The sequence below is a fragment of the Bacillus haikouensis genome, from assembly GCF_013179555.1.
GTDB classification, from domain to species: domain Bacteria; phylum Bacillota; class Bacilli; order Bacillales; family Bacillaceae_B; genus Rossellomorea; species Rossellomorea haikouensis_A.
Genome location: NZ_JABMCR010000114.1, coordinates 1 through 12,969 on the forward strand (window position 1 = coordinate 1; position 12,969 = coordinate 12,969).

10 protein-coding genes are annotated in these 12,969 nt (G+C 47.5%); all 10 read left to right on the forward strand.

The features are described 5' to 3' along the window. Positions 1-799 precede the first annotated feature (799 nt). Positions 800-1,699 (forward strand): branched-chain-amino-acid transaminase, encoded by a 900-nt coding sequence (ilvE, locus tag HP456_RS12145; protein ID WP_172251421.1) that lies wholly within the window; start codon positions 800-802, stop codon positions 1,697-1,699. 14 nt (positions 1,700-1,713) lie between these two features. After that, positions 1,714-3,378, forward strand: a complete 1,665-nt coding sequence (gene ilvD, locus HP456_RS12150; protein WP_172251423.1) for a dihydroxy-acid dehydratase — start codon at positions 1,714-1,716, stop codon at positions 3,376-3,378. 403 nt (positions 3,379-3,781) lie between these two features. After that, positions 3,782-5,503 carry an acetolactate synthase large subunit gene (gene ilvB / locus HP456_RS12155; protein WP_172251425.1) on the forward strand — a complete coding sequence of 574 codons (1,722 nt, stop codon included), beginning with the start codon at positions 3,782-3,784 and terminating at the stop codon, positions 5,501-5,503. Beyond that, positions 5,500-6,021, forward strand: coding sequence for an acetolactate synthase small subunit (gene ilvN, locus HP456_RS12160; RefSeq protein WP_172251437.1), 522 nt, complete (start codon positions 5,500-5,502; stop codon positions 6,019-6,021). The genes ilvB and ilvN overlap by 4 nt, the downstream gene beginning before the upstream one ends. 54 nt (positions 6,022-6,075) lie before the next feature. Beyond that, positions 6,076-7,110 carry a ketol-acid reductoisomerase gene (gene ilvC / locus HP456_RS12165; protein WP_172251439.1) on the forward strand — a complete coding sequence of 345 codons (1,035 nt, stop codon included), beginning with the start codon at positions 6,076-6,078 and terminating at the stop codon, positions 7,108-7,110. Then, positions 7,097-8,650: a 2-isopropylmalate synthase gene (locus HP456_RS12170; protein WP_172251442.1), complete on the forward strand. Its 1,554-nt coding sequence runs from the start codon at positions 7,097-7,099 to the stop codon at positions 8,648-8,650. Before ilvC ends, HP456_RS12170 begins: the two co-directional genes overlap by 14 nt. A gap of 195 nt (positions 8,651-8,845) precedes the next feature. After that, on the forward strand, positions 8,846-9,958 hold the full coding sequence (leuB, locus tag HP456_RS12175) for a 3-isopropylmalate dehydrogenase (protein WP_172251444.1): 1,113 nt from the start codon (positions 8,846-8,848) through the stop codon (positions 9,956-9,958). A gap of 124 nt (positions 9,959-10,082) precedes the next feature. After that, positions 10,083-11,498: a 3-isopropylmalate dehydratase large subunit gene (leuC, locus tag HP456_RS12180; RefSeq protein WP_172251445.1), complete on the forward strand. Its 1,416-nt coding sequence runs from the start codon at positions 10,083-10,085 to the stop codon at positions 11,496-11,498. A 12-nt stretch (positions 11,499-11,510) separates the two neighbouring features. Further along, entirely contained in the window at positions 11,511-12,116 is a 606-nt protein-coding gene (gene leuD / locus HP456_RS12185) for a 3-isopropylmalate dehydratase small subunit (RefSeq protein WP_172251446.1), read from the forward strand. Continuing rightward, positions 12,116-12,969 (forward strand): threonine ammonia-lyase (locus HP456_RS12190; protein ID WP_172251447.1); only part of this gene is annotated, 854 nt, incomplete at its 3' end. The genes leuD and HP456_RS12190, both read left to right, overlap by 1 nt.

Sequence of the window (12,969 nt, forward strand, 5' to 3'; positions counted from 1 at the left end):
GTTTTTTTGTTTAGAGGGATTTTAATTTAGGGATGAGAAATGGCTGACGGAACCGCGTGGGTCTAATGATTTGAAAAAAATGTTAAAAAGCGGGATTAATATAGAGTTCAGCAGGATTATTGAGCAAACCGGCAGAATTAACCGTAACTTCGATGGGATTAATGATCGAAACGGCAGGATTCTCACCAATTTCGACAGAATAAGGTTGGAGCATGCCGGAACAATACTCGTTTCGAGGCCAAGCCCCCTTTATCTGTTAAACAAATACTTCATTTAGACTAAAATTTATATAACTTTCCCTTCTTCAATACGCGTAATTCACCTGAAAAAACTTTAAAGTCAACTCGGCTTCCCCATTATCAATTAACGGTTTAAATTGAGAATTTCTATCCTCAAAAAATAGTCCTGCCGACCCACCTCCCCTCAGAAGCACTCTTCAAAGCCTGTAGAATTGTCTCGAAATCCGAACAAAAGAATGAATGGACAATCACTAAAAAAAATCAAATTTTTTTCTTGCTCACAAACTCAATAAGGACAGAGATGTAAGCGGTTACTATAAATCAGATAAATCTAAATAGTCAAAAAATTTACAAAAATACTGTTGACCTTCCCATCAAACGGGCGTAATATTGTCCTCAATATAAATTTAAGAGCCGGAACAAACCGGTCATCGGCTGATTCGTGTACGCAGTCCGAGGCTATTGAAAAAAGGCTCCACTGCAGCAGTCAACACAAGCTGCAAATCAGCAAAAATCTCTTTTTTATAAAATCCAATTCAACCGGGGAAGGAATGATTAACATGAACGAACAATGGATCTATTTGGACGGTCAATACGTTAAGAAGGAAGACGCAGTCGTATCTGTTTACGACCATGGTTTTCTTTATGGAGATGGAGTGTTCGAAGGGATTCGGATGTACGATGGAAATGTATTCCGTCTGGAAGAACATGTTGATCGCCTTTATGACTCAGCGAAAGCCATCATGCTCAATATCGAAGTGTCGAAAGAGGAAATGTGCGACATCATCGTGGATACTTTGAAGAAAAATCAGCTGGAGAATGCCTACATCCGGGTAGTCATTTCCCGCGGAGTAGGGAACCTTGGACTTGATCCTTTTTCCTGCAGCAGACCGCAGCTGATCGTCATCGCAGAACAGCTGGCTCTGTTCCCGAAAAACCTTTATGAAACAGGCATCGAAATCGTATCGGTCGCAAGCCGGCGGAATCGGGCAGATGTTCTATCACCTAAAGTGAAATCCCTGAACTATTTAAATAACATTCTTGTAAAAATCGAGGCAAATCTAGCAGGGGTAAGTGAAGCACTCATGATGAACGATCAAGGATATGTAGCAGAAGGCTCAGCCGACAATATCTTTATCGTGAAAAAAGGTAAGATCCTCACGCCTCCCGGCTATGTAGGGGCACTTGAAGGAATCACCCGGAATGCGATCATCGAAATTGCAGATAACCTTGGGTTGGATATTAAAGAAGAGGTGTTTACCCGTCACGATGTATATACAGCAGACGAAGTATTCTTAACAGGGACGGCAGCCGAAGTCATCGCGGTAGTCAAGGTTGACGGACGTATCATCGGTGACGGCAAGCCTGGTTCTTATACGAATCAATTATTGCAGGAATTCAGAAACACTGTCACGCAGGATGGAAGAAAAGTTTACAAACAAAATGCCCAAGTCGGATAAGTGGAGGTGATGATGTGCGCAGTGACATGATCAAGAAAGGAATCGACAGGGCCCCGCACCGCAGTTTGCTTTATGCGACAGGGGTCAAACTGGAAGACCTTGAAAAACCATTCATCGGAGTTTGTAACTCCTATATTGATATCATTCCCGGTCATATGCATCTAAATGGTTTTGCACAGGTGGTGAAAGAGGCCATCCGCGAAGCTGGAGGAATCCCGTTCGAATTCAACACAATCGGAGTCGACGATGGTATCGCGATGGGGCATATCGGAATGAGATATTCATTGCCGAGCAGGGAACTCATTGCAGATTCAGCTGAAACAGTGATTAACGCCCATTGGTTTGACGGAGTCTTTTACATTCCGAATTGTGACAAAATCACCCCCGGCATGCTGATGGCATCGGTCAGAACGAATGTGCCTTCCGTCTTTGTATCAGGCGGTCCGATGGAAGCCGGGGTATCGAGTGATGGAAGTCCATTATCCCTCGTTTCTGTTTTTGAAGGGGTGGGTGCTCACCAATCAGGCAGGATGACGGCAGAACAGCTGCTTGATATTGAGCAGAACGCCTGTCCGACCTGCGGATCATGTTCAGGAATGTTCACTGCAAATTCCATGAACTCACTGATGGAAATGCTCGGAATGGCGCCTCCTGGGAACGGGACGATTGTCGCCACTTCAGCAGAACGGCATCAATTGATTAAGGATGCTGCAAAGCACTTAGTGGAAATGGTGAAGAAAGATATCAAACCACGGGACATTATCACGGAAGATACCATTGACGATGCCTTTGCGCTGGATATGGCAATGGGCGGTTCAACCAATACCGTTCTTCATACACTGGCGATCGCGAACGAGGCAGAAATAGATTACGACATCAACAGGATCAATAAGGTGGCAGAACGCGTCCCTTATTTATCTAAAATAAGTCCGGCATCCGATTATTCCATGCAGGATGTTCACAACGCTGGCGGAGTCAGTGCCATCATCAAGGAACTATGTGAAATGGGCGCCGTGCACAAAGACAGGATCACTGTCACCGGTAAATCACTTTATGAAAATGTCATGGATGCCCACATCCGGAATGAAGATGTGATTCGTCAAAAAGAAACTGCCCACAGTCCGGTTGGAGGGTTATCCGTTTTATTTGGAAACATCGCTCCGGATGGCGGCGTCATCAAAGTAGGGGCGGTCGATCCTTCGATCAAAACATTCATGGGTGAAGCCATTGTTTATGAATCACAGGACGACGCACTCGCCGGAATTGAAAGCGGAGAGGTAAAAGAAGGACACGTCGTGGTCATCCGGTATGAAGGGCCGAAAGGAGGCCCCGGAATGCCTGAGATGCTTGCTCCTACTGCAGCGATTGCCGGAAGGGGACTCGAAAAGAAAGTGGCCCTTATGACAGATGGACGATTCTCCGGCGCATCCCGCGGAATCTCAATCGGGCATGTTTCGCCTGAAGCTGCTGAAGGCGGACCAATCGGAGTCATTGAAAATGGCGACCCGATCTTTATTGACTTAACGAACCGAACTATATCACTGATGGTTTCCGAGGAAGAACTGAAATTCAGACAGCTGGATTGGGAGCAGCCTCCTCCAAAAATCAAAAAAGGGTATCTCGCAAGATACGCAAAGCTGGTAACATCCGCAAGTACAGGTGGAATCTTGAAAACATAATAACGCTTAAAGCGCTGAAGAGGTAAAAGGATCGGATATTGTATTTCCAGAGAACTGGTGGTGCTGCGAACCAGTAATACACCCGATGCCGACATCCCCTCTGAGTATCGTTCTGAACATTTTGAGTAGGAATGATCGAGTAGTTGGTACTCGTTACAAAAACAAAGGCTGATGAAGAGTAGATCAGTCTGCTGAGGGAGACGGCCCGCGGGCTCGTCTCTGAACTAGGGTGGTACCGTGGAAAGGATCAAAGCCTTTTCGCCCCTGCGAAAGATAAAATTCTGTCGTAGTGGGTGGAAAGGCTTTTTTATATGCAAATCATCTGGGATGAGTCAACCGCTGAGTGATGGAACGAAACAGCAGTATAGCAGCTGCGCACTTCAAAAAAAGGAGGAGATTGACAATGAGAGCTAAGTTAGAGGCAGAACCGGCTTCACAGAAACAGGCAGAAAAAGTCAACGGTGCTGACATGCTCATGAAGGCTTTAAGAGAGGAACAAGTTGATATTCTGTTTGGATATCCGGGTGGAGCAGTCCTGCCAATCTATGATGCTCTGTACAAAGCCCCTATCAAGCACGTTCTCGCCAGGCATGAGCAAGGGGCCATCCATGCTGCTGAAGGATATGCGCGGGTATCGGGAAAACCTGGTGTTGTCATTGCGACATCAGGGCCGGGTGCTACCAATCTGGTAACCGGAATCGCAGATGCAATGATGGATTCGCTTCCCCTTGTCATCTTCACCGGCCAGGTCGCTTCAGGTGTCATCGGAACCGATGCCTTTCAGGAAGCGGATGTGGTCGGAATCACGATGCCGATCACAAAACATAATTATCAGGTCCGTGATATCAAAGATTTGCCGAGAATCGTGAAAGAAGCCTTTCACATCGCCTCCACGGGCCGGCCGGGTCCGGTACTTGTGGATATCCCAAAGGATCTGACGGTGATGGATGCCCCTCAGGTGAATGAGGTGGAAATGGACCTGCCGGGCTATCAGCCGAACTTGCATCCGAACCCGCTGCAAATCAGGAAGCTAGTCGATGCCATCAAGATGTCAAAGAGACCGGTGATCTTAGCGGGAGCAGGCGTTTTACACGGTAAAGCGTCTGAAGAATTAAAATGCTTTGCTGAGCTTTATGACCTGCCTGTTATTCACACCCTTTTAGGATTGGGAGGTTTTCCGGCGGATCATCCATTATTCTTGGGCATGGCCGGGATGCATGGCTGCTATACCAGCAATATGGCTCTGTATGAATGTGATCTATTAATCAATATAGGTGCAAGGTTTGACGACAGGCTTACCGGGAATCTTGCCACTTTTGCCCCGAAGGCGAAGGTCGTCCATATCGATATAGATCCTGCAGAAATCGGGAAGAACGTGACTACCCATATCCCGATCGTGGCAGATTCAAAGGAGGCGCTCCTGAAGATTCTCGAACATGAGGCTGTCAGAGGAGAAACGGAAGATTGGCACCGGCATCTGCAGGTATACAAACTTGAGAATCCTTTCTGGTATACCAAGACGAATGAAGTACTGTCCCCTCAGCTGCTGATCGAACAGGTATATGAGATGACAAGCGGCGAAGCGATTGTCACCACCGATGTAGGACAGCATCAGATGTGGGCGGCCCAATATTATTCATTTAAAAAGCCGAATAACTGGGTCACATCAGGAGGACTGGGAACGATGGGTTTCGGTTTCCCGGCAGCAATCGGCGCTCAGTTAGCCAACCCTGCAAGCAAAGTGGTTGCCTTTGTGGGTGACGGCGGTTTCCAGATGACGCTGCAGGAGCTGGTACTTTTAAAGGAACTCAATCTTCCTGTAAAAGTGGTGCTCCTGAACAACAACACACTCGGAATGGTAAGACAGTGGCAGGAAACCTTCTATGAAGAGCGGTATTCGCAATCACTCTTCTCCTTGCAGCCCGATTTTGTAAAACTGGCAGAGTCATACGGGATCAGGGGATACAGGGTGAAAACCCAGGAAGAAGTGGAAAGTGTCTTGAGAGAAGCACTGACAAGTGATGAACCTGTCCTCATCGACTGCCTGGTGAACCCTAAAGAAAATGTCTACCCGATGGTCGCTCCAGGAAAAGGAATCCACGAAATGTTAGGAGTGAAACCATGAAGCGGATTGTAACGGCACTGGTGCATAACCGCAGCGGCGTACTCAACCGGGTAACCGGTCTATTTACAAAGCGGCAGTTCAACATCGAAAGCATTTCGGTCGGCTACACCGAAGTGGAAGGGATTTCGAGAATGACCTTCGTCGTCAATGTGGAGGACGACCGCAAAATCGAACAGCTGATGAAGCAGCTTCATAAACAAATCGACGTCTTGAAAGTAACAGACATCACCGATCAAGGCGTTGTCGCCCGCGAACTGGCACTCATCAAAGTATTGAGCACTGGTCAGACAAGATCAGAAATAAACGGCATCGTCGAACCGTTCCGGGCGTCGATCATCGATGTGGCCCGTGACAGTGTGACTGTCCAGGTAACAGGAGAAACATCAAAAATCGAAGCGATTATCGATTTACTGAGACCTTATGGAATCAAAGAAATCGCCCGTACCGGCATCACCGCATTTGCAAGAGGCAATGGAAAGTCAGTTACGGATCTCAAGCAGTATTCAATCGTCAATTAAAGGAAATATCGCTACAGCGTAAATTTTATAAAAAAATGGGAGAGGATGATCAAAATGGTAAAGGTTTATTATAACGGAGATGTGAATGAAGAGGTTTTGAAAGGGAAGAAGGTTGCGGTTGTTGGATACGGTTCTCAAGGTCATGCCCATGCGCAGAATTTGAAGGAAAGCGGATTTGATGTAGTCGTAGGTTTACGAAAAGGAAAGTCTTGGGATCAGGCAGTGGAGGATGGATTGGATGTCTATTCTGTCCGCGAAGCATGTGAACAGGCAGAGGTGATTATGGTCCTTCTTCCCGATGAACATCAGCCTAAGGTGTATGAAGCAGAAATCAAGCCTGCCTTATCAGCAGGAAAAGCTTTAGCTTTCGCTCACGGATTCAACATCCACTTTAGCCAGGTTGTTCCTCCGGAAGACGTCGATGTATTCCTGGTTGCTCCTAAAGGGCCGGGACATCTTGTCCGCAGAACATTTGAAGAGGGGGCAGGCGTACCGGCATTATTCGGAGTTTACCAGGACGTCTCAGGTAAGGCGCGTGACGTGGCTCTTGCCTACGCAAAAGGTGTCGGCGCAGGACGTGCAGGAATCCTCGAAACCACTTTCCAGGAAGAAACGGAAACCGATCTATTCGGGGAACAGGCGGTATTATGCGGAGGGTTGACTTCCTTAGTAAAAGCAGGGTTCGAAACCCTTGTCGAAGCAGGCTACCAGAAAGAAGTTGCATACTTTGAATGTCTGCACGAACTGAAACTGATCGTTGATTTAATGTACGAACAAGGACTCGAAGGCATGCGCTATTCAATTTCAGATACAGCACAATGGGGAGATTTTGTTTCAGGACCCCGTATCGTGAACAATGAAACGAAAGCTCGCATGCAGGAAGTACTGACAGACATTCAAACAGGAAAATTTGCAAAAGGATGGATTCTCGAAAACCAGGCGAACCGACCGGAATTCAACGCCATCAATCAACGTGAAAGCCAGCATGAAATCGAAAAAGTTGGTAAAGAGCTTCGTAAAATGATGCCATTTGTACAGCCGAAATCCTCTAAAAAAGAGAAGGAAGTGGTAGCAAGTGCGAACCATTGATATTTTTGACACAACACTTAGAGACGGGGAACAATCGGCCGGTGTAAACCTGAACACCCTTGAAAAAATCGAAGTGGCAAAGCAGCTCGAACGGCTCGGGGTCGACGTAATTGAAGCCGGGTTTCCTGCAGCTTCAAAAGGCGACTTCGATGCAGTGAAAAAAATCGGGGAAACGATTAAAAGCAGCTCCGTAACTGGTCTTGCCAGAGCACAAAAACGTGACATCGATGCGGTATGGGAGTCATTGAAGCATACAGCGGAACCAAGGATCCACGTCTTTATCGCAACCTCCCCGATCCACATGACGCACAAGCTGAAAATGTCGCCGGATCAGGTCGTTGAAAAAGCAGTGGAAACAGTTAAATATGCAAAGAAATTCTTCCCTGTCGTTCAGTGGTCAGCCGAAGATGCAGGCAGGACGGACTTGAACTTTCTCGTGAAAATCATGGAAAAGGTGATCGATGCAGGGGCATCAGTCATCAATCTCCCGGATACAGTCGGATACATGTCGCCTCGGGAATACGGGCAAATATTCAGGTTTGTAAGGGAGAACGTTCCGAATATCGACGGTGTAAAACTATCGGCCCACTGTCATGACGACCTTGGAATGGCAACAGCCAATTCACTTGCGGCAATTGAAAATGGGGCCGATCAAATCGAAGGAACCATCAATGGGATCGGTGAGCGTGCCGGAAATGCAGCTCTCGAGGAAATCTCGGTCGCTTTGCGTATCCGCGAAGACTTTTACGGCGCAACAACCCGCTTGAAGCTTGATGAAATCAAGAAAACAAGTGCCCTCGTCAGCAAATTGACCGGAATGAGGGTACCTGCCAACAAGGCGGTCGTCGGGAACAACGCATTCGCTCACGAATCAGGAATCCATCAGGACGGCATGCTGAAGGAGAAGACGACCTACGAAATCATTACACCGGAATTGATCGGTGTAAACTCAACAAGACTAGTTCTAGGAAAGCATTCAGGACGCCATGCGTTTAAAAATAAAGCCATTGAGCTCGGTTTCGAGCTGACAGAAGAAAAGCTGAATGAAGCATTCCGGACCTTTAAGGAATTGGCGGATAAAAAGAAGGAAATCGTCGACGAAGATCTCTTCAGCATCCTGACAAACAAGCAGACGGAAATCGGCGAAGGTGCAGGTTTCAAACTGGAAAGAATGCAGGTTCAGTACGGAATGGATAATATACCGACTGCAACAATCGAGCTTTGTGATGATAACGGAAGCCTGAAGCAGCTCGCATCCACCGGCTCAGGAAGCGTGGAAGCCATCTACAATACAATCGAATTGATGCTTCCTTCTCCGTCAAAACTTCTTGATTACAAAATCAACTCAGTCGGCGGCGGCCGTGATGCACTGGCTGAAGTATATGTCCGCCTTGAATATGACGGGGAAAATACCAGCGGACGGGGAACCGCCCAGGATGTCCTTGAGGCTTCGGCCCGTTCATACTTGAACGCAGTGAATCGCCTGCTTCAGCAGAAATCGTCAATGAAAGAGAAAGTGGCTGTGAATGTTGGAGTATAAGGTAAATAAAGGTTTTTGTTGAGGGCTTTATTCGAAGCTATGTTGTGAAAGATCCCAATTACTTATTACGAAGTTCCAGCTGTTGAGTGGAGTGCAAGACAAGGATGCCCGCGGGTCATCCCCGGAAAACGAAGTCTTGCACGGAAATCAACAGCGCTGTTTATACAGACTCTACTAAAACAGGAGGTAGTTCTAATGAAGAAGAAAATCGCAGTGTTGCCTGGAGACGGTATCGGCCAAGAAATCATGGATGGTGCATTAGAAGTACTGAAAGCGGTGGGTGACTGGTTCGGCCATGAATTCGAAGTGGAAAAAGGATATATCGGCGGAGCGGCCGTCGATCGGTTCGGTACACCATTACCTCCTGAAACCATCAAGCTTTGCAGGGAAAGTGATGCCGTCCTGCTAGGAGCGGTCGGCGGTCCCAAATGGGAGAGCCTTCCCAAACAGCAGCGTCCGGAAAAAGGACTTCTTGCCATCCGTAAAGAGTTCAATCTATTTGCCAATTTACGCCCCGTGAAAGCATTCGAAAGCTTGCTGAATGCTTCACCATTGAAAAAAGAAATGGTGGAAGACGTTGATCTGGTTATCGTACGCGAATTAACGGGAGGTTTATATTTCGGTCAGCCATCCGGCCGTCATGGAAAGAACGATGAAATAGCGGTCGATACGCTGGTGTACGAACGCAGCGAAATCGAACGGATCGTACGTAAAGCTTTTGTTCTGGCTCAAAAACGAAAGAAAAAGTTAACGTCCGTAGATAAGGCAAATGTTTTGGAAACAAGCCGGATGTGGAGGGAAGTCGTAAATGAAGTAGCGGTCGAATATCCGGATGTAGAAGTCGAGCACATGCTTGTTGATGTAGCGGCCATGAAGCTGATGTATCAGCCGAAGCAATTTGACGTACTCGTGACCGAGAATATGTTCGGAGACATTCTGAGCGATGAGGCCTCCATGATTACAGGGTCTCTGGGGATGCTGCCTTCTGCCAGTTTAAGAGAAGACTCATTCGGCCTTTATGAACCGGTACACGGCTCGGCACCGGATATCGCCGGCAAAGGAAAAGCCAATCCGCTCGCTATGATTCTATCGGTTGCCATGATGCTTCGACACTCGTTCGGATTAAAAGAAGAAGCGGAAATGGTCGAAATGGGAGTGCAGGAAGTATTGAATGCCGGCTACCGAACCGGCGACCTGTGGACAATGGGCCGCGGGACTGTTGTCGGAACAGGTGCAATGAGCCAGCTTGTAGTAGAACGCCTTGAAGCGGACCATGCATTGAGCTCGATCCTGGCGGCTTACTTGTAGGGTGGAAAGAGGTTAAGGTGCAGGAAGCTCGACATCATGAGGACCCACGCATCACAGAACAGGTTCAAGCCCTGAATACAGCATTATCGTAAGTTCATAAACTTAACAAACCAGGAGGGAGATCATGGCAGGGAAGAATATTATTGAAAAGATATGGAAGAAACATATCGTACACGAAGAAAAGGGAAAGCCGGATTTACTGTATATCGATCTGCACCTTGTTCATGAGGTGACGTCTCCCCAGGCCTTTGAGGGGCTTCGGCTCAAGGGCAGGAAAGTAAGAAGGCCGGATTTGACCTATGCCACGATGGATCATAATGTACCGACCCGGGAACGGCATATCGTACGGGATGAAATAGCAAAACTGCAAATGGACACACTGAAGAAAAACTGCAAAGAATTCAATGTGGACCTGTCGGACATCCACCATCCTGATCAGGGGATTGTTCATGTCATCGGTCCGGAGCTGGGGCTGACGCAGCCGGGTAAAACCATCGTGTGCGGTGACAGCCATACTTCGACTCACGGAGCTTTCGGCGCACTTGCCTTTGGAATCGGAACCAGTGAAGTGGAGCATGTGTTAGCGACCCAGACACTTTGGCAGTCCAAACCGAAAACAATGCAGGTCGAAGTTTCAGGTGAACTTGGTTTCGGTGTATCTGCCAAGGATGTCATCCTCCATATCATTTCCTCATTCGGAGTGGGATTCGGCACAGGTTATGTCATTGAATTCACCGGTGACGTCATCCGGAACCTTACGATGGAAGAACGGATGACAGTCTGCAATATGAGTATCGAGGCTGGTGCCAAGGCCGGGTTGATTTCTCCGGATGAAGTGACTTTCGAGTATCTTGAAGGAAGGGAGCACCTGCCGGAACATAAACCCTATGATGAATTAAAAGAAGAGTGGAGATCACTGCAAAGTGATGGTGATGCAGTATACGACGATCATATCATTATTAAAGGCGAGAACATCGAACCTCATGTGACTTGGGGGACGAATCCGGGAATGGGGGCAGGCATCTCGAAATCAGTCCCTCATCCTGAGGATTTCCAGGATCGTTCAGACCAAGAAGGCACGGAAAGAGCACTCCGCTATATGGGTCTCGAAGCCGGAATGCCGATTGAAGACATTGAGGTTGATTATGTGTTCATCGGTTCATGTACGAACTCCCGATTGAGTGATTTGAGAGCGGCAGCCGAAGTGGTAAAGGGTCATAAAGTGAAGGCGGAAGTAACCGCACTGGTCGTACCGGGTTCGTTCAAAGTCAAACAAGCGGCTGAAGCCGAAGGGCTTCACGAAATATTTAAAGATGCAGGGTTTGAATGGAGAGAAGCAGGATGCAGCATGTGCCTTGCGATGAATGATGACATCGTTCCTCCTGGAAAACGTTGTGCATCGACATCGAACCGGAATTTTGAAGGGCGTCAGGGGAACGGCTCGCGGACGCATCTTCTAAGTCCTGCGATGGCAGCGGCAGCCGCGGTTACCGGCAAGCTGACGGATGTAAGAAAATTCAAAGCAGCACCAGTATCATGAGGGGGTGGAAAAATGGCAATCAATCATCTTGAAGGAAAAGTATTTCCTCTACAACGTGATAATGTCGATACAGACCAGATCATACCGAAGCAATTTTTAAAAAGGATCGAGCGTAAAGGGTTCGGGAAGTTCCTTTTTTATCACTGGCGATTTGAAGACGACGGGAAGACATTGAGAAAAGATTTCCAGATTGATTCCCCTGAGTACAATGACACTGAAATCCTTCTCGGCGGGAAAAACTTTGGCTGCGGATCATCACGGGAACATGCTCCATGGTCGCTGCAGGATTTCGGTTTTAAAGTAGTCATTGCCAAAAGCTTTGCGGATATTTTCTATAATAACTGCCTGAAAAACGGTATCCTTCCGATCAGTTTGCCTGAGGATACGGTGGATGCCCTATTTATGAATGAAAAGAAAGCGGATGGTTATCGAATTGAAGTGTCACTGGATTCACAGGTGTTATGTGATTCAGAAGGGCTTATAGCTTCCTTCAATGTCGATCCATATTGGAAGACGATGCTGATGAAGGGCCTCGATGAAATCGATCTGACGCTGCATTACGGGGAAAAAATCGAGAAATACGAAAAACAAAATGAGGTGAATGTCTTGGGGATTTAATGAAGAGTGCTGAAGTTGTAGAAGCGATGGAAAGGATTAGTGGTCAAGTGCATCGGACACCGTTAAAGCAGTCTTCCACATTGAATGCTTTCACGGGAGGCAATATTTTTATGAAGATGGAAAATATGCAGCGCACTGGTTCCTTTAAGGTGAGAGGGGCGATGAATAAGGTGATGTCACTGTCCGGGGAGGAAGCAGGGAGAGGCATCATTTGCGCATCTGCAGGAAATCACGCCCAAGGAGTGGCGCTTGCTGCATCACAGCGGAACGCGTCTTCGAAAATCTTTATGCCAAAGCGGACACCTTCTGCAAAAGTGGAGGCAACAAAGCATTACGGAGCCAACATCGTATTAGAAGGAGAGACTTATCAAGAAGCTTATAATGCTGCGGTCGGAGAAATGAAGGAAAAAGGCTCAACGTTCGTTCATGCATTTGATGATCCGAAAGTGATGGCGGGGCAGGGGACCGTCGCGCTCGAAATGCTTCAACAGCTCAGCGATCTGGAGACGATCCTGGTGCCGGTAGGCGGAGGAGGACTGCTTGCGGGCATGGCACTTGCAGTAAAATCCTTTAATCCGAGGGTGAATATTATCGGAGTGCAGGCCCTCGGAGCTCCTGCCACCTATAATTTCTTCACAGGGAAAAACAAAGGATCCCTGAACCATGTTCACACAATCGCCGACGGCATCCTTGTCAAAAAGCCGGGTGAACTGACATTCCCGATCATCCGCAAATATGTGGACGATATGGTCACTGTCACCGATGAAGAAATTTCGTATGCCATGATGTTCATGCTGCAACGAGAGAAAACATTGGTTGAAGGCGCAGGGGCAGCATCTCTGGCTGCTGCAAT

Excerpts from the sequence above, each read along its gene's own strand:
- ilvE (WP_172251421.1), top strand. The coding sequence starts at position 800 with ATGAACGAACAATGGATCTATTTGGACGGTCAATACGTTAAGAAGGAA.
- ilvB (WP_172251425.1), top strand. The coding sequence starts at position 3,782 with ATGAGAGCTAAGTTAGAGGCAGAACCGGCTTCACAGAAACAGGCAGAA.
- ilvN (WP_172251437.1), top strand. The coding sequence starts at position 5,500 with ATGAAGCGGATTGTAACGGCACTGGTGCATAACCGCAGCGGCGTACTC.
- ilvC (WP_172251439.1), top strand. The coding sequence starts at position 6,076 with ATGGTAAAGGTTTATTATAACGGAGATGTGAATGAAGAGGTTTTGAAA.
- leuB (WP_172251444.1), top strand. The coding sequence starts at position 8,846 with ATGAAGAAGAAAATCGCAGTGTTGCCTGGAGACGGTATCGGCCAAGAA.
- leuC (WP_172251445.1), top strand. The coding sequence starts at position 10,083 with ATGGCAGGGAAGAATATTATTGAAAAGATATGGAAGAAACATATCGTA.
- leuD (WP_172251446.1), top strand. The coding sequence starts at position 11,511 with ATGGCAATCAATCATCTTGAAGGAAAAGTATTTCCTCTACAACGTGAT.